Source organism: bacterium (genome assembly GCA_035549195.1).
Lineage (GTDB): Bacteria > Oederibacteriota > Muellerivitia > Muellerivitales > Muellerivitaceae > DASZRK01.
Map to the genome: position 1 here is coordinate 18,683 of DASZRK010000036.1, position 18,363 is coordinate 37,045.

The following is an 18,363-nucleotide window of genomic DNA, read 5'->3' on the forward strand; positions in this document are numbered from 1 at the left end:
GGTCCTTTTCAAAATGAAAACGACGGTGAAGACCTGGTATGGGAGAATATCCCCGCCGGGTCTTTTCATTCCCAGATCCCGTGAGGTCCTGTGAGCCCCCGTCGAGCCCGCCCTCCTGCGCTTTATACCAAGGCACCCTTCCTCCAGCAGGTGCTGGACGGCATGCCCGAATCGGTCAAGATCATCGATGACCGCTACCGCCTGGTCTATGCCAACGCCGCCTCCCGCAAGACCCTGGGGGCCGGCCTCAACGAGCTCCGGGGCCAGCCTTGCCACCAGGCCTTCTACGGCTTCAAGGACCGTTGCTTCTTCTGCAACATGGACAAGGTCTTCAGCCAGGGCCGCTCCCATACCACCTACTGCACCTTCACCCTCGACGGCGTGAACCGCGACTTCGAGGTGACGATCTTCCCGCTCGAGGGGGAGGACGGAAAGGCCTCCTTCGCCGTCGAGATGGTGCGGGACGTGACGCCCCTTTCCAAGGGGCAGGCCCTGCCCCAGAACGCGGGCAAGCTTTCCAGCCGGGACCGGGCCTTCGCCCATGTCTTCCAGACCATGGCGGAATGGGCCAACGACGGCAAGCCCGTCCTGCTCCAGGGCGAGAAGGGGACGGGAAAAAAATCCTTCGCCCAAGCCCTGCACCAGCGTAGTTCCCGGTCCCACGGCCCTTTCCGGGTCTTCCACTGCGTCGATAACCCGAAGGGCGATTGTTCCGAGGGTCTTTTCGGGCCCGACAGCGCCTGGGAGAAGGCCCGGGGCGGCACCCTTTACTTGGACGGGATCTGCGCGCTCGGCGAGGCCAGCCAGCGGAAACTGGGCGAACGGCTCGCCGACGCCTCCCCGGACGACCCCCGGGTGGTGGCCGGAACGCGGCAGGACATCCAGGCCCTGGTCCACCAGGAAGTGCTCCGGGTGGACCTTTTCAACCGCTTCGCTTCCCGGACCCTGCGTCTCCCGGCCCTTCGGGACCGCAAGCAGGACCTGCCTTTCCTGGCCCAGCACTTCATCGAGACCTACCGGGTCCTCACCGGGTCGCCCGCCGAGAAGATGGGGCAGGAGGCCTTCTGCCAATTGATGACCTACGATTGGCCCGGCAATATCCGGGAACTGGAGACCTTGGTGGAACGGGCCTGCCTACTGGCCCAAGGGCCGGTGATCGACCGGCTGGACCTTCCTTCCTGTGCCCCGAAAGTGGAAAAGCTCGACGACCTGATGAGCATCACCGAGAAGGCCTACCTGGTGGAAACCCTCACCAAGAGCCGGGGCGACCTAGCCGAGGTGGTGAAACTCTCGGGGCTCACCCCCAAGACGCTCCAACGCAAGCTCAAGAAGCACGGCCTCAAGGCCGAGGATTTCCGCAACCTTCCTCAGGACTGATCGTCCCCGTCGCCGTTGTCGGCTTCCTTCCTTTGCCGCTCCTTCAACGTCCGTCATTTTGAACCGGTTCTAAGTTCACTGGATCCCGATCCTTTGCACTATGGGACCGTTGTCCTTGACCGTTTTTGGGCCCCGGCCTAAACTGCCGACCGCTATCCTTTTGCGCGTTCCTCTTCCTAAATAAAACCCTCAAGGAGCCGTCATGGCCTACAGTTACCAGAACGTCAAGCCGCCCAAGGGCGAAAAAGTCTCCATCCAGAACGGCGTGCTGAAGGTCCCGGACAATCCGATCCTGCCTTTCATCGAGGGCGATGGCACGGGCCCGGACATCTGGCGGGCCTCAGTGCGCATCCTCGACGCGGCGGTGGAGAAGGCCTACAAAGGCAAGAAGAAGATCTCCTGGTTCGAGGTCTACGCGGGCCAGACGGCCTTCGACAAATTCCAGAACTGGCTCCCCGACGATACGGTCGAGGCCTTCAAGGAATACCTGGTGGGCATCAAGGGGCCTTTGACGACCCCGGTGGGCGGCGGCATCCGTTCCCTCAACGTGGCATTGCGCCAGATGCTCGACCTTTATGTCTGCCTGCGCCCCGTGCGCTACTTCCAAGGCGTTCCCTCCCCCGTGAAGCACCCCGAGAAGGTGGACATGGTGATCTTCCGTGAGAATACGGAGGACATCTACGCCGGCATCGAGTGGCAGGCCGGGACCCCCGAGGCCCGCAAGGTCATCGAGTGGCTCCAGAAGGAGATGGGCGTCAAGAAGATCCGCTTCCCCCAGACCTCCGGCATCGGCATCAAGCCGGTCTCCAGCGAGGGCTCCGAACGACTGGTGCGGGCGGCCATCGAGTACGCCATCAGCCACAAGCGGAAGAGCGTCACTTTCGTGCATAAGGGCAACATCATGAAGTTCACCGAGGGCGCCTTCCGGGACTGGGGCTATGGCCTGGCCAAGAAGGAATACGGCGCGGTGGAGCTGGACGGCGGGCCCTGGTGCAAGATCCCCGAGGGCAAGCGCGGCGCCGGGATCGTCATCAAGGACGCCATCGCCGACATCACCCTCCAGCAGGTCCTGACCCGTCCGGACGAGTTCGACGTGATCGCGACCTTGAACCTCAACGGCGATTATCTCTCCGACGCCCTGGCGGCCCAGGTCGGCGGCATCGGCATCGCCCCGGGCGGGAACATCAACTACGTCTCGGGCCACGCCATCTTCGAGGCCACCCACGGCACGGCGCCCAAGTACGCCAATCTGGACAAGGTCAACCCCGGGTCCGTGGTGCTCTCGGGCGTGATGATGTTCGAGTACATGGGCTGGCAGGAAGCGGCGGACATGATCGTGAAGGCCATCGACAAGACCATCGGCCAGAAGGTCGTCACCTACGACTTCGCGCGCCTCACGCAGGGGGCGAAGGAAGTGAAGTGCTCCGAGTTCGCCACGGCGGTCATCGGCAACATGGCCTAAAAGTCGTCCATTTGGGTCCGAAAAAGGCGGCGGGGCTTATCCCCTCCGCCTTTTTTTATTCCCCGAGATCAAGGCCCAAATTTCCTTGAAAAATCAACGGACATAAAGTTAATTAATCCCGTCTAGAGGGGACCTTTCACTATCCAAGGACTTTAAATGAAGAGGCGTTCACCTTTTTTTGGCGCCATCCTGCTTTCCCTTATTCTGCCGGCGATCGGCCACAACCAAACGGCGACCCCGACCTTCACGCCGGACCCCTGCCAAGGGATTTCCCGCCCTTTCACCGGACTCCAAGAGCCGGTCGGGGTTTTTCTTGATAATTCCAACGGTATCCTTTATGTCGTCGACCGTTTCCAAAAATTGTGCCTCTTCCAAAGCGCAGATGGAACACCCGTCACTTCCATCAGTTCTTGGACAGGTGGTTCCTTTTCCCTTCCTCATGATGTGGTGCTGGATTCCTTGGGGGATATATTCGTCGTGGACAATGGAAACTCCGGGGTGAACGCGCAGATCGATGAATTCGACCCGAACTTGAACTTCATCCGCACCATCGGGGCAGGGGTCCTCAGCTATCCACGGGGGATCTGGGTGGATGACCAGGGCACGACCCAATCCCTTTTCATCACGACCCATTACGATGGCGTTTACCGCTATGACAGCGTCTCCGGCGGATCCTTTTCCGCGGTCGCCACTTTCGGGGGTGCCATCCTGAACGTACCCACCGGGATCACCAAGGTGGGTAACCGGATCTATGTGGCCGATGATGGGGGACGGATCATGGGATTTGACCTGCCCAACTACATCCCGACCACCCTTTACACAGGCATTGGGGACCTCAAATCGGTACGGGCCGACGCATCCGGACGGTTCTATGTCACCGAAGCGAACGCCTCCCTTTTGGACATCTTTCCGTCCGGATTCGGGACAGCTCCCCAACAATGCCATCTTTCAACGCCATGGGGGATCGCTTTGAATTCGAACGGCAATATCTTCGTTACGGAGACGAATGACCAGGCGGTCACGGTCCTTAGCGGATTTGGTGCCCCCCCGACACCCACCCCAAATCCCGGCGGCCTTTCGTTCCTGGTCCCTGGTGGGTGCTTTATTTATCCTTCCCCCATCCGGGGCCCCCAGGCCAAGCTCGCCTATTTCATGGCCGAGAGTGGCTCGATGGACCTGAAGATCTTCAATGAAAGCGGCGAATTGGCCGCGGATGTCACCGACCAGAAGCCGGCCGGTCCGCAAACCACCCCCTTCCGAAGTTCCGCCCTGGCCCCGGGGGTCTACTTCTATTCCGTGACCTTGAGCTATGGGTCCGGAAAGTCGGAACGGCTGAAGAGCGGTAAATTCATCGTGGTCCGGTAGGTCCATGGCGACCCCTGCTTCCTGGAAGGGCCCCGGTTTCCCGCTTTTCCTTTTGGTCATGTCCATGCTCACGGATCCCCTCCTGGCCCAGACCTCCCAGACCTTCTATTCCGTGGCGGGTGAAAGGCCGTCCGACGTGCTTGCTTCCACTTCCGTGAGAGCGGTGGTATTCGGGCCCGCCCTGACCGCGGTCGCGGATGGCCCATCGGTCCTTTTCCTCGACCCGGGCGGACTGGGCCATTTGACCCAAGCCCAGGTCGAGTTCGACAGCTTTTATGGGAACTTGGATTCGATCCGGGGCGCGGCCATTTTCTGTCTTCCTTTGGAACAGGCGGGAGTGGCCGGTTTGGGGGTGGGATACCTCAATTACGGGTCTTTTGAGGGAAGGGATGAATTGGGGTCGGTCACCACGGGATATGGGGCGGACCGCGTGGAGGTTCAAGGAGGATGGGGCAAGAACCTCTTTCCGGGTTTTTCGGCCGGCGCGGGAGTCCATTTTTCACGCCAGGACCTAGTGGGAACGGTCCTGAACGGTGTTCAAGCCGATTGTGGGACTTTATGGGAATTCGAGAGGGGTTTGAGGTTGGGATTGGATTACTTGATTCCGGGATGGGTCGAAGGCGGAAGTCCCCTGGTTTCGGCCTTGCGAGTAGGGATCTCGAAGGACCTTGAGTTACCGGGTAGTTCCAAACTATTGATCGCCCTGGGGGGTTCCCTTCAATCCAATGGATCGGATCATCTCCAAGCCGGCATGGAATGGTCCTTGGGCGGATCCTATTTCCTGGAAGCGGGTTATGGAACGGACCTGAACGATCATGGGGTCAGTGGTTTTTCGAACGCCGCCCTGGGGGCGGGCATGGTTCTGGGGGAAATGCGGTTTGATTACGCCTATTCCCCGGCTGGGATCCTGGGGGATTCACACCGCATCAGCCTTGGCTATTCCTTGGGTCCGAAGGAAACGGTCCAAAATAAAGAGAATCCTCCTGAACCCACGGGTGAACAAAGCGCGTTGGTCCCCGAAAAGGCCGGCCAGGGGGCGATCCTTTCCCAGGGGACGGAAGAAAGCGGGGCCGGACGGGTTCCCGTCGACCGATCGTTGGCCGATCCTTCGGGGGCTGTTTCCCAGGACCAAGGGGGATCTTCCCAGGCTCCGACGACGGTATTCGTCCAATCCCCTCCTACGCTCGCCGGGATCCAACCCCAGATGGAAGGGGCGGCCGATAAAAAGAACAACCTGACCCTGAGCTTTGAAATCCCCGATGATTACCTATCCCAAGGGGAACAAATGGCCCGACAGGGGAGTTATTCGGAGGCGATAAAACTTTACCGGCAGGCGGTCGAACAGGACCCCAAAAATGTCAAAGCCTGGTGGGATATGGGCGATACCTATTACCGGCTCCGCCAAAAGGCGCTTGCGATCGATTGTTTTGAGAAAGCCTTGGAATTAAGGCCTGATAATAAGGTCCTCCGGGGCTGGTTGGATCGATATAGGGCCCAAAAACCTTGATAAGAGCATCTTTGGAATAAATAGGTCTTTTGACACCACTTATGGGTATGGCCCCCATCCGACCCCAAACCGACGAGACGGAGACATCCTTGGAAGACAGGGAACTGGTTGAAAAGCTCCTGGCCAAGGACCCAGAGGCGGAAAAGTTCTTTTTCAAGACCTACCACCCCAAACTTTTCCGTACTTGCAACCACATCCTGGGTTACCGGGACCCGGAAGCGGAGGACGTGGCCCAGGAAGCCTTCGTTGTGGCCCTGCGCAAGCTCCACGAGTTCGAATTCCGTTCCAGCCTGAACCGTTGGCTTTTCCGTATCTGCGTCTTCCTCTGCTTCGAGCGGATCCGCAAACGGAAACGGCAGATACTCCAATTGGAGGGGGAACTCGAGGCCTTGTCCCTTTCCATGATGCACGATAGGGAGGATGAGAGGCGGGAAGAGGATGAGCGCCGGAGGATGGTCCAGTTGGTCCGCGCCCAAAGGGACTTGATGGGGGAACCCTGCCAAGGGATCTTGAGGCGTTGGGATGAGGAGGACCAGAGTTACGCGGTGATCGCCGAAGCGCTCAAACTTCCGATCGGGACCGTCATGTCCCGTTTGGCGCGGTGCAAGGAAGCGTTGAAGCAACTAGTGATAAAGGTCCTCCGGGGAGGCGAACATGCCTGACCTGGTGGAGCGATTTTTTACGGAAGGACTGACGGACGAAGAGGAACAAGTCCTCAGCGAGTCCCTTGGGGCTTCGGACGAAATAGCGGAAAAATTCGCCGGTTTGGCCGAAGCGGCTTATGTCCGTTATGGTTTCCCGGAGCCGAGCGGTCCCGGTGCGCCTCCGCCGGAAGCTCCGGGTCCCGCTCCTTGGGGCCTTTGGATGGGCCTGGCCTTGCTTTTAGGCGCCGCTGGGGTGTTTTTGGCCCTTCGTCCATTCCAAATTTCCGTGGCATCCGTTGGAACGAGGTTGGACCAAGGGGTCGACCCGATCCCGTCAAAACCAAACCGGGATACAGGGGCCCCCGATCCCGGGGTGAGCGGGAAATCGGAGAAAATCAGGGAGAGTGAGAAAGATCTTGGAGCCCTAGGCGCTATCTCCGATGGGGCCATTTCCCCGCCCCGATCCTCGGAACACCCGGTCGGCGCCAGGGTACCATCGGAAGCGGAAGTGAATTCCCCCGCCCTTCCTCGGACCGAGGCGGCGCGGGGCCCCATCAATTTGGACCAGGACCCCAAAGCCCACTATTCGGGGGTCTCGGTCCAGGTCCATCTGACCCATCCAGGTCCCTTGCAAGTGAAGGTGTTCGACACCCGGGGCGTAGAAGTGACACCGCTTTATTCCGGGAGCCTTGGCACCGGTCATTGGGTCTTTGAATGGGACGGCCGTTTAGCCAATGGGGAGTTGGCCGCTCCCGGGTTCTATCAGATCGAAGTTCGGGTGGGCTCCTTTAGCCAGAGGAAGAGCATCCAGATCCGGTAGCTTTGTTGAAATTCTGTCCGAATTCCTTCGCCTTTTAGATTTCCCGTGAAAACTCTCCCTTAATTTTTTCGAATTTTTGGAATAAGCCCGACCCTTCCCGCCACTCTTTCACGAGTGCAATAGGACGACATGATATCCGTTTAAAAACCTCTTTCCCCCCGTGGAAAGGAATGTGACTTCCTATGAAACAGACAGACCGTATTTTAATAAAAGGATATAGCAGGATTGGGGCGGCCCTTATCGCCGCCCTTTTTTTCAATTTTGGTTCCGTGTTCTCCCAAACCCTCGCTGTTCACGGATTACCAGGAGACTGGTGGTCGGACAGGATCCTTGGCCAAGCCGATAACGGAATTCCGGGATCTGCTTTCAAGGAGATGTGCTTTAACGAAATTACAGAGAAAACACTTTTTGATCCGAAGAACGCCTGCATGGATCCTGCGCGGGACAGGTTATTTATTTGGGATTCAAGTAATAGCAGGATCCTAGTGGTCCATAACGCTACCAACGCGTCCCCTGGCCAAGGGGCCGATGTGGTCCTCGGGCAGCCTGATTTCCACCACGGCGCCTGTAACCACGATGGAAACAACCAGAATTACGATTGGCATCTTTCCGTCAATCCTGCCGTGACTCCGACTGCCGACTGTCTTTGCGGTGATGTTGGACAATCCCCAGCTGAATCATGGTCCATCAACAATATGGCGGTCGATCCCTCTGGAAATCTCTATGTGCCAGACCTTTTCAACAACCGGATCCTCCGTTTCGACAACCCTTTTTCCAACGGAGAATCCGCATCCTACGTTTGGGGTCAGCCCAATTTTAACGGGATGACCGGTAACAACGATGGGACCGGTCACGTAGGTGCCCCCTCGAACTCGAACTTGAGCTTTGACCGGGAAGGGGGGGTCGCCATAGACGGAAACGGAAATCTTTGGGTGGCGGATCAACTCAATAACCGTGTGCTCAGATTTCCTGTGGGCTGTACGGGTGTTCCCCAATCCCAGGCGGATGTGGTCTTGGGTCAGCCGAATTTTACTACCGCTGTTCCTTCGAGCGGTCCTTCCGATTACAGCCATCTCCTGAGTCCATCGGCGGTCCGGATTGACGCTTCAGGAAATGTTTATGTGGCGGAATATGGGAGCTTCGCACGGATCTCGGTGTTTTATCCGACGGGAACAAATCTAATGACCTGTGGGGTAAATTCGGTCACACAGTTTCAATATGCGAATTCCGCTACCGCTGATTATCACTTTCCGATAAGTATTAGCGTCGCGACCGGAATGGAATTCGATCCTCGAACCATTACTTTTCCGATAGAACCACCTCAAAACACCTATTCCGCCACCCAGTTCAGTCTCTGGATCAGTAATAGCGTTTCCCAGGTCCCCTACCAGGTATCTCTTTCGGGCGGCTTCCCGTCCGTGATCACGTCAGTGGTGGACCTTGCCACTTCGGTGCCGACCAACGGGGGATCGGCGGGGATCGCTGCGAATGGGGATATTTACAGTACTTTCACCAATAGTCACACCACAGCCAGGTTCCAGGCTCCAGGATATTCTTCTTATCAGGAAATTTTCGAAATGCCGGCGGCTGGGTTCCCTGTTCCCAATAAAACGGGAAACGTTGGTTTGTATGTTCCCAATGGAATCTCCGTGGTCCAGGCCGAGGGCCAAAGCCAGATCATCGTCGCGGATGGTCTCCGACTACATTTTTGGAACCTAGGGTCCAGCGGACCTTCCGGTCTTGCCAATGGCCAGCCGGAGGATGGATATGCGGGAACCAATCTTCCTCTTGCCTTCCAAGCAACAGGTTTTCATGAAACGGCGGTCCAGGCCGTGACCAATCTTTGGGTTATTCACTCCACTTCCGAAGGTTTCGATCAACTGGTCGAAAGGTACCTTCTGCCATTCAGTATGACCTCTCCCCAAACTTCGCCTCACGATACTTTGGACGGAAGGAACCCGATACCAGTCCTCGGCAAGGACATCACGGTGGGATGGACCAACCTTTGGGGATTGGCTGCGGATGATTATGGGGATCTGTGGGTCTGCGACCAGTGGAAGAATCGAGCCCTGCGGATCCGCGATCCCTTGGGTGCGACCAATTCCTGTGGAGGGTTGCCGGGGCCTTGCGTGGACATGGTCATTGGCCAGCCCGATCCGGGCATGGGACCGATCGGTTCCGCGTGTAATGGGACCGGAGTGAACGTCACTGGTTCAGGCCTGGGGCCTTGCGATGTCACCACTCCTTCGGACCATACATTGAACGCTCCGGGGTATATCCAGATGGACCACCATGGGGACCTATTCATCTCGGATCATTCCTTCGAATCCCAGGGGAATTGCCGCGTTCTCCGGTTTGATTCCAAAACACTCACGCCGCCAAATTTTCCCACTTGCCTTTTCGGGCTCAAGGCGGATGGGATCTATGGAACAGGCGGCAGTTTTACGGCTTACCGTCCATGCTTTGAGGGAGCCTGCGTCCCAGGGGCGAATAACGCGGCTTATTGCTGGCAAACAACCTTCAATCATGATGACAGCATCATGGTGGTCGGTACGGACAGCCAAATGAACGGACATCCGCCCATCATCATCCAAAACCCGCGGAACGGCATCAATCCATCGGGCATTCCGGACGATCCGGGAGCGGGCGATAATCCGATCGGATACCTCAACGATTATGGTTTCCAATGCCCGGCATTGACCTTTGACGACCAAGACAATCTTTATGTGGCTGAGATGAACCGGAGCCGCGTCGGTATCTACCTGGAGCCTTTCCCCACATCCATACCGAGCCCCACTCCAACGTTCACCCCCACTCCCCAATGCGTCTATTGCCAAATCGGCTCGGCGTTCATTTCATCGGGACTCTTAGGTCCCGTGGGAGTCACTTCGGATGCTACCTATCTCTATGTGGCGGACCGGCAAGCTCATGCGGTCAATAAGTATAAACTTGCCGATGGATCCTTACAGGCGACCTTCGCCAATGCCGCTTTCGTGAACCTTAATTACATGGGAGGGGATGGAGCTGGACATCTTTTTGTCGCCGATTCGGGCGCCCATGCGGTGTTCGAGTTGGATGGTTCCACGGGAGCGATCATTTCCACTATCACGGACGCTGGAATGAATGTGGTTGAGAGCGCCTCTATCGGGGACGACGGGGATCTTTATGTGGGCGATTTGTCGACGGTCCGTCGTTTCCACGAGACCTCCCCTGGCTCATGGACCGAGATAGCAGTGCTGGGGGTCCCGGGGGTTGTGGGGAGCGATAATGGGCATTTCAATCTTGTCACGGGCGTGGTGGAGAGAAACGGAGCCGTTTACATCAGTGATTATGGTAACCAAAGAATCCAACGCTGGAAGGCCCAATGCAACCTCACGCCCTTGAACTATGTCTGGGAGGCCATGGTCGCCTCCCCGGGGATGCTGCCGATCCAAACTGGCTTCTTTCCAGGCGGGCGTTATGCCTATGAGGATGGCTCGGACCTCAGCATTCGTATTTATGACACATCGACAACGCCTTGGACCCAAGTAAGATCCTGTCCCTTGGGTGGTTCCAATCCAGCTGGTTTGACGGTGGATGCCAGCGGCAATCTTTTTGTCAGTGATTACGGGTCAGCGAAGGTACTTAAATTCGACCCTCCGATGGCTTGTTTTGTCGGGAATGTAACCGAATCTCCGACCGATACGCCGACCTTGCCTTGTGGCGCGAACAACACACCCACACAAACCGTCACCCCTAGTGTCACGAATTCAGCGACCAATACGCCGACACAAAGTTCGACGAATTCGCCTACTGCGACCCCGACCCAGACGGCGACGATGACACCGACAGCCACTTATACCAATAGCTTTACCTGGACAGCGACCCAAACACCCACACATACAGCGACCGGGACAACTACGGAAACCTCAACTAAGACCGTGACCAGCACCCCATCGGGAACGCCGACCAGGACTGCGACGCGCACCGTGACGGCCACGGTCACCCGAACCGCCACAAAAACCCCTTCGGGGACGCCGACCAGGACCGCAACGCGTACCGTGACGACCACGGCAACCCGAACCGCCACCCGAACCTCCACAAAAACCCTTTCGGGGACGCCGACCAGGACCGCAACGCGTACCGTGACGACCACGGCAACCCGAACCGATACCCGAACCCCCACAAAAACCCCATCGGGAACGCCGACCAAAACCCAGACTTGGACCCCTACCCAGACCTCGACGGGTTCAGCTACTCCTACTTCGACTCCCACTCCCACCTGCGGCTTCTGTCCTGCGGGAACATCCTTTGTGACGGGTCTCCAAGGGCCGGTTGGCTTGGCGACAGATGCTCATTATCTTTATGTGGCGGATCGCGCCTCTCGTTCGGTTCTTAAATACCGTCTTTTGGATGGTGCGCTCCTAAACACATTCACGAGTCCTTATTTTGTGAATCCGAATTATATGGGGAGCGACGGGATGGGCCATCTTTTCATGGCCGATTCGGGTGCCCAGGCCGTTTTCGAATTGGATAGCACTTCGGGTGCTGTCCTTTCTACGATCAGCGATTCAGGGATGAATACGGTTGAAAGCGCCTCTATAGGCGATGACGGAGACCTCTATGTGGGCGACCTAGCCACGGTCCGTCGTTTCCACGAGACCTCCCCCAATGTTTGGACCCGAATAGCGATCTTGGGAACGGGTTCGACGGGGAACGCAGATGACCAGTTCTTTTTGGTGATCGACGTTGTGGCCCGAAATGGGGCGGTCTTTGTCGCCGACTATGGGAACAATCGCGTCCAAAGATGGAAACTGACATGTGGCAGTTCCCCCTTGGCGTATTCCTTTGAGGACACTGTCGCAATTCCGGGAATGGCCCCGATCCAAATGGGGGCGCTGCCCCCCTCGGGTCGCTATTTCTATCTGAATGGATCCGATGATAGCGTCAGGATCTATGACACGGCCACGACCCCCTGGAGCCCTATCGCCGATTGTGGCCGTGGTTTCTCGAACCCGGCGGGGATGAGAACAGATGCTACGGGGAATCTCTATGTCGCCGATTACGGGGCGGGTACTGTGATGAAATACGGTCCAGCCTGTATCCCGCCAGGCGTGGTAGCTTCTCCAACGAGCACACCTACCCAGATCTGTGTCCCGACGGCTTGCTACGCCTTTAGCTCGGCTTTTCAGGCGGTCGGGAGCGGACCTACCAGTGGCATGGCGGGGCCTTACGACGTTACCTCCGATCCCCAGGGAAATCTTTACATAACGGCGAATCCCTTCAGCACGGATCCCGCAGTTGTCGTCAAATATGATGCCGGTGGTGCCTATCAGACGCAATGGATGGTACCGTCGAATGCAGGTGCTTATATCACATCCGATAGTTTGGGGGATATCTACGTGGAATACCAATCGGGCAGCGGCCAACGAAGCGTCCAGGAATACACCTCGACCGGGACACCTATCGGATCACCCTTGGGGCCTTTTTCCCTCATCGAGGGTTTGGCGGTGGATGGTTCCGACAATCTTTACGTCCTGACCGGCCATCAGAACACTCCCCAGGTTTTTGTCTACGACTCAACCCATGTTTTGATCCATACCTTTTCTTTCCCAAATATGGGCGGGAATATGGCGGGGTTGGCCATCGACGCGGCGGGAAACATGTACGTCGGGAATGTGGCTGGTAGCGGGGTCTACATTTTCAATGCGTCGACCGGTGCTCAGACCGGAAGCTTTCCCCTCCCCAGCGGAGAGACCATTGTAGACTTGGCCTTTGATAATAGGACGAACCAACTGGTTTTATCGGACGGTGCGACACACTTCTTGACCTATACGCCTTCAGGCGTACTTTTGGGAACTTTCGGGACCGCTGGTTTGAACCCGGATCAATTCGGGGCGATCAGGGGGATAGGTGTTAGTTCAGGCGGTTGTGTCCTTTTGACCGATACGAACCATCGTTCTGTCGATACTTGGTGTGCTTGTGGAGATTCCGGCCCGAACCAGAAGCGTGGCGGTTCGTTGGAAACCGTAAGCCATCCTGAAACGCAGACCCCGACACCTACTCCTGTGGCCCATCCATTCGCCCTGGCGGCGCCCAACATCTCCCGGGATGGGGAGCCGGTGAAGTTCCTGATTGATCTGGATCGAGACGCCGTCATCCATTTGATCCTCTACAGCGTGGCGGGGGAGCAGGTCATGGCGAAGGACATTTCAGGGAGGCCGGGGCAGAACAGCTTGACCTGGGATCTGGACAACCAGAACGGGAGTCCAGTGGCCAGCGGACTTTATCTCTATGCCATCAGCGCCGAGGAAGGGAGCCTGATCAAGACCGCCAAGGGCAAAGTGGTGGTCCTCCACTAGACCTTTGTGCTTGTAATCTTTAAAAAATCCAATTTAATGAGGCCTTTCAGCGATCCCTGAAAGGCCTTTTCTTTTTGCGACCCGTCCGCATCGTCCTTTTCGGCCTCGACAGCATCCTGGTCTTGGGAATCTCCACTCCGCCTTCGGCCACGCCATCTTCGAGGCCACCCACGGCACGCCGCCCAAGTACGCCAAACTGGACAAGGTCAATCCCGGGTCCGTGGTGCTCTCGGGCGTGATGATGTTCGAGTACATGGGCTGGCAGGAAGGGGCGGACATGATCGTGAAGGCCATCGACAAGACCATCGGCCAGAAGGTCGTCACCTACGACTTCGCGCGGCTCACGCAGGGAGCGAAGGAAGTGAAGTGCTCCGAGTTCGCCACGGCGGTCATCGGCAACATGGCCTAAGCCGGCCCCCGGAAGTCCGGTCCTGAAGGGAAGGGGAGATTCCCCTTCCCTTTTTTATTGCCCCAGTGTAAGAAGAACCTGACAAACGCCTGGTGTTCCAGGTGTTTTCCACAGTCATTCTTGGGAATAAAACCACGCATTGGCCCACTGGTTAGGTAAGGAACCCGCGAGCCCGGCGTTGGAGCGCCCATCTTAGGGAGCGGGTCTTGGAAGACCGCGAGTTGGTGCAAAAACTCTTAGCCAAGGACGACCAGGCCTACCGTTATTTCTACGGGACCTACCGGGACCGTATCTACCGGGCCAGCGTCTATCTGCTCGGTTACCGGGACCCGGAAGCCGAGGATGTGACCCAAGAAGTTTTCCTGGCGGCCCTCCAGCACCTCCCCCAATTCGAGTTCCGTTCCAGCCTTTACCACTGGCTCTACCGCATCTGCATGTACCAATGCTACGAGCGCATCCGTAAGAGGCGCCGTCAGGTGGCCAGCCTGCAGGAGGAATTGGAAGCGGCGTCCCAGGCGGGGGCCCTGCGGGACCACGACGGGCCGGAGGAGGAAGCCGAGAAGCAGGTCCTATTGGACCTGCTGGAAAAACAAAGGGCGCTCTTGGGCGATCCTTGCCGGCAACTCCTGGACCTGTGGGATGTCCAAAAAAGGTCCTACGCGCAAATGGCCGACGCCTTGAAGGTGCCGATCGGGACCATCATGTCCCGATTGTCCCGCTGCAAGGCGGCGTTGAAGGAACTTTTCTTGAAGGCTTTGAAGGAACGACCGAATGGCTGATGACCTGATCATCAAATATTTCCGCGAGAACCTCACCGAATCCGAGGAGGAGGCGCTGGCGGAACGCTTGAGGACCTCCACGGAGGAGGCCCTTCGCTTCGGCCAGCACGCCGAGGCGTCCTATCGGCATTACGGTTTGCCCGAGCCCCAATGGACGGGCGCGCCTCCGCCGCCCGGGTTCCCCGGGGCCGGGGGCCTGGGAATGAAATTATGGTTACCCCTGGCCTTGGCCGTCGGTTCGATGGGGTGGATCGGATGGCATTTCGCGGGGACGATGGGGAAGGAACGCCCCCTATCCCCGCCTTCGGCCGCCGTTTCCGGTCCCCCCGCGCCCTCTTCGAAAGCCCAGGCATCCGCCCCGGGGTGGGAGCAGGAAATTCCGGATGAAGTCCGGGAGGACGCCCCATCGCCGCAGGAGGATGTGGAAGGCCGGGACCTGTCCGACAGACCCGCTGTGCCGGCTTCCGCCGGGACAAAACCCGCCCTCCTGGCCCCGGTCCCGGCGTCGGCCCATAGGACCCATTCCAACCTGGAAGTGGTCGTGAACCGGACGAAGCCCGGGAACCTGACCGTTGAGGTCTTGGACCCTGAAGGCCGCCAGGCGGTCCTGCTCTATCAAGGAACCCTTCCGCCGGGTTCCTGGGCCTTCGATTGGGATGGGAACCTGGGGAGCGGCCAAAAGGCGGCCCCCGGGACCTACCGGATCCAGGTGGAATCGGGAGCGGTGACCCAAAGCAAACGGGTGGTCATCCGATAGCGCTTTTCCCCTGGAAAGGGGCCATGAAGGCCCCGGACTTGTCTATTCCCATGGTCCATTGAATGTGATAAATAAAGGTCCTTTGAGGGGTCTTTCGCCAAGTGCCGGTCCTGAAAGCCCCTTATTGCCGGGTTCGATCAAGGGACTTTCCTATGAGCTGTATCAATATTTTTCCCCCATGGGAACGGACACACCGGATGGTCGTCCGGACATTCCTCTTTTTTTCGATGATCCTCCTCCTTCCGTCGTTCGTCCCGGCCTCCCAGACTTTTTATGATCCCTACCTTCACCCGACCCGACCCGATGACGGGGCCGGCTTGGCCAGGGTTTCGGCCCTGGGGGCGGCCTTCACCGGCATCGCGGACGACGCCACGGCCTTGCTGTTCAATCCGGGCGGGTTGGGGTTCCTCGACCAGGATCAACTTTCGTTCAACAGCGATCTGGGGTTGGTGGGGACCTTGCAGGAACGGTTCATCGCCGGATTCCCCCTGCCGGGTTCGGGAGGCTTGGCCTTCTCGACTTCCTACCTGGATTATGGGACCTTCGAAGGACGGGATGGACTAGGCTCCTTGACCAGTCCCTATGGGGCCGATCGAATGAGCCTGGGGGCTGGGGCGGGTGTGGAAGTGGCGCAGGGCTTGGCGGTGGGACTTTCCCTCCAGGGCGCCCGGAACACCTATGCCGGGGAAGGCTCCAATGAACTTGTTTCCAGCGCCGGTCTTTTATGGAAGGGCCCCCAGGGTTTCCGGGCCGGTGTTTCCTACCTCGACCTGGCCTGGTTTTCCACCGGAAGCGGCCCCTCGGGGTCCCTGGAGTTGGGACTATCCGAGGACCTGGCCCTGGACAGGGCCAACGGCCTTTTGATGGCCCTGAGCGGGTCCTGGGAATCCCGGGGGGAAAGCCGACTGAAAGCCGGTGCGGAGTTCGGTTACCAGCATCATTTGTTCCTGCGAGCGGGCTACCAGTTCCCATTGACCGATCCCCAACTCAATGGGTTGTCGGGTTTGACGGCGGGGGTCGGGGTCCACTTCGGTGACCTTGTCTTGGATTATGCTTTCCTCCCCTATGGGGACCTGGGGATCGCCCATCGTATCGGCTTGGGCTACTATCTGGGGTCCTCGGGGTCCGCGGGTGCGGGAAGGGCCGGCCTTCCAGGGTCCGACAAGGAGAAGGACGAAAAGAAGGGGCCTGCTGTCATGGCCCTTCACGCCGCTCCAACCCAGCCGCCCGTGAGCGTTCCCTTGGTCCCGTCGGTCCAGTCTCGAGCCCAAGAGGGGACACCGGTCCCGCCCATTCCTGCGGCCCCAGCGGCCCCGTTGACGTCCAAATCCACCGCTCAAGGCCAGGCGTCGCCGGTGCCTGCGGGCGAACTACCCAAAGATTCCCTGGTGGTCCAGTTCGATATGCCCGACGATGAAACTCCGACCCCCGGCGCTGGGACGGCGCCGGGGGACCTGGCTTCCCTGGAGAGGGCGGTCGAAATGTCGCCCAAAGACCCGAACGCTTGGTGGAATTTGGGGAACGCCTATCGCGGATCCAAGCAGAAGGAAAAGGCCGTGGCATGTTTCGAAAAGGTCCTGCAGTTACAGCCGGACAACACGAGGTTGGCCGATTGGCTCCAAAAGTACAAGTTGGCGCCATGACACGATCGGACCCGGGAGTTCCCTCATGATCCATCGAAGACTTGCCTTGGTGCTCGGCATGGGCTTGGGATGGGCCGGCGCGGCCTTGGCCCAGACCCCGACCCCCGACTGCTGCATGGGGTTGACCCAGATCTCGGGCTTGAACGGGCCCGCTGGGATGGCGATCGACCCGGCCCGGGACCGGCTTTACGTGACGGACCGGCTGAACAATTATTTGAGGGTCTATACGGAAGCGGGAGCGCCGGTCACGGCCTTCAATACCTGGAGCGGCGGTGGGTTCAACCAGCTCCAGGATGTGGCCCTGGACGACCAAGGCAACGTGTATGTGGCGGATTACAGCAATTATGTCGTCGAGAAATTCAGTTCCGGCCTCTCCTTTTCCGCGACCATCATCAACCTGTGGCCCTACGATCTTCCGCGCGGCATCTGGGTCGAAGACCAGGGCGTGAGCCAATCCGTCTTCATCGCGAGCCAATACGGCCATATCTACCGCTATGACGGCGCCGGTACTTCCTATTCGGCCGCTGTGACCTTCGGGACAGGCTTGAATACCCCCACGGGATTGGAGAAAAAAGGGAACATGGTCTATGTGGCCGATACGGTCAATAACCGGGTGGTGGTCTTTGACGCTTCCAGCGCCTATTCAGCGGCCGCCACCTATTCTTTCGACTTTCCCTATTTCATCCATACGGACACAAGCGGTCAATTTTACGTGACCGAAGCGGCCAGCACCCAAAGGCTCAATACCTTCCCAAATGGTTTGGGAGGCGCTCGGACCACTTGTCCGGTGCCGAATGGGGCCGCCGGCATCGCCGTCAATGGGCTGGGCAACGTCTTTGTCAGCGAGATCAATGGATCGGCGGTGACTTTGTTGCAGGGATGTGATCCTGGCTATACGCCCACACCCCACCCCGTGACCGGGAATTTCTTCATATATCCATCACCCGTCCGGGGGGACCAAGCCACCGTTTCCTATGAAATGGCCGAGCCGGGCCGGATGGACCTGAGGGTCTGGAACGAAAAGGCCGAGATCGTGACCCGGGTGACGGAGCAGAAGCTATCCGGCACCCAAATTAGCCCAATTTCTGTCGCAGGATTCAGGTCCGGTGTTTATTTCTATATGGTCACCCTCCATTACGATTCGGGCCGGGAAGAAAAACTGGGTCCGAAAAAATTTATTGTATTGCACTAGAACTCGGACTCCTTTGTTTACCCGCCGACAGTTTCGAAGAAGTACAACCAGCTAAATTGCACAATAA

11 protein-coding genes and 1 pseudogene are annotated in these 18,363 nt (G+C 58.3%); all 12 read left to right on the forward strand.

What is annotated here, in order from left to right:
• The first annotated feature begins 90 nt into the window (after positions 1 to 90).
• The 12 genes and pseudogenes from VHE12_07845 to VHE12_07900 all read left to right on the forward strand — a co-directional run bounded on the left by VHE12_07845 (position 91) and on the right by VHE12_07900 (position 18,296).
• Positions 91 to 1,377, forward strand: a complete 1,287-nt coding sequence (locus VHE12_07845) for a sigma 54-interacting transcriptional regulator (GenBank protein HVZ80697.1) — start codon at positions 91 to 93, stop codon at positions 1,375 to 1,377.
• A gap of 202 nt (positions 1,378 to 1,579) precedes the next feature.
• Positions 1,580 to 2,839 (forward strand): NADP-dependent isocitrate dehydrogenase, encoded by a 1,260-nt coding sequence (gene icd / locus VHE12_07850; protein HVZ80698.1) that lies wholly within the window; start codon positions 1,580 to 1,582, stop codon positions 2,837 to 2,839.
• Between the two features lie 156 nt (positions 2,840 to 2,995).
• Complete coding sequence (locus VHE12_07855) at positions 2,996 to 4,204, forward strand: NHL repeat-containing protein (protein ID HVZ80699.1); 1,209 nt, start codon at positions 2,996 to 2,998, stop codon at positions 4,202 to 4,204.
• A gap of 4 nt (positions 4,205 to 4,208) precedes the next feature.
• Entirely contained in the window at positions 4,209 to 5,711 is a 1,503-nt protein-coding gene (locus tag VHE12_07860; protein HVZ80700.1) for a tetratricopeptide repeat protein, read from the forward strand.
• Between the two features lie 89 nt (positions 5,712 to 5,800).
• Positions 5,801 to 6,373 (forward strand): RNA polymerase sigma factor, encoded by a 573-nt coding sequence (locus tag VHE12_07865; protein HVZ80701.1) that lies wholly within the window; start codon positions 5,801 to 5,803, stop codon positions 6,371 to 6,373.
• A 490-nt stretch (positions 6,374 to 6,863) separates the two neighbouring features.
• Positions 6,864 to 7,175, forward strand: a complete 312-nt coding sequence (locus VHE12_07870) for a FlgD immunoglobulin-like domain containing protein (GenBank protein HVZ80702.1) — start codon at positions 6,864 to 6,866, stop codon at positions 7,173 to 7,175.
• Between the two features lie 1,910 nt (positions 7,176 to 9,085).
• The gene (locus VHE12_07875; GenBank protein ID HVZ80703.1) at positions 9,086 to 13,516 is read left to right on the forward strand and encodes a hypothetical protein; all 4,431 of its coding nucleotides are present in this window, start codon (positions 9,086 to 9,088) and stop codon (positions 13,514 to 13,516) included.
• A gap of 145 nt (positions 13,517 to 13,661) precedes the next feature.
• Positions 13,662 to 13,925, forward strand: a pseudogene (locus tag VHE12_07880) (isocitrate/isopropylmalate family dehydrogenase).
• Positions 13,926 to 14,131: 206 nt separating this feature from the next.
• Positions 14,132 to 14,704: a sigma-70 family RNA polymerase sigma factor gene (locus VHE12_07885; protein HVZ80704.1), complete on the forward strand. Its 573-nt coding sequence runs from the start codon at positions 14,132 to 14,134 to the stop codon at positions 14,702 to 14,704.
• Entirely contained in the window at positions 14,697 to 15,461 is a 765-nt protein-coding gene (locus VHE12_07890) for a FlgD immunoglobulin-like domain containing protein (GenBank protein HVZ80705.1), read from the forward strand. The genes VHE12_07885 and VHE12_07890 overlap by 8 nt, the downstream gene beginning before the upstream one ends.
• Before the next feature lie 317 nt (positions 15,462 to 15,778).
• Positions 15,779 to 17,104 (forward strand): tetratricopeptide repeat protein, encoded by a 1,326-nt coding sequence (locus VHE12_07895; GenBank protein HVZ80706.1) that lies wholly within the window; start codon positions 15,779 to 15,781, stop codon positions 17,102 to 17,104.
• Between the two features lie 25 nt (positions 17,105 to 17,129).
• Complete coding sequence (locus VHE12_07900; protein ID HVZ80707.1) at positions 17,130 to 18,296, forward strand: NHL repeat-containing protein; 1,167 nt, start codon at positions 17,130 to 17,132, stop codon at positions 18,294 to 18,296.
• Positions 18,297 to 18,363 lie beyond the last annotated feature (67 nt).

What these genes read in the sequence shown, in the direction of transcription:
- icd (HVZ80698.1), top strand. Translation starts at nt 1,580, where the DNA reads ATGGCCTACAGTTACCAGAACGTCAAGCCGCCCAAGGGCGAAAAAGTC.
- VHE12_07855 (HVZ80699.1), top strand. Translation starts at nt 2,996, where the DNA reads ATGAAGAGGCGTTCACCTTTTTTTGGCGCCATCCTGCTTTCCCTTATT.
- VHE12_07860 (HVZ80700.1), top strand. Translation starts at nt 4,209, where the DNA reads ATGGCGACCCCTGCTTCCTGGAAGGGCCCCGGTTTCCCGCTTTTCCTT.
- VHE12_07875 (HVZ80703.1), top strand. Translation starts at nt 9,086, where the DNA reads ATGACCTCTCCCCAAACTTCGCCTCACGATACTTTGGACGGAAGGAAC.
- VHE12_07890 (HVZ80705.1), top strand. Translation starts at nt 14,697, where the DNA reads ATGGCTGATGACCTGATCATCAAATATTTCCGCGAGAACCTCACCGAA.
- VHE12_07900 (HVZ80707.1), top strand. Translation starts at nt 17,130, where the DNA reads ATGATCCATCGAAGACTTGCCTTGGTGCTCGGCATGGGCTTGGGATGG.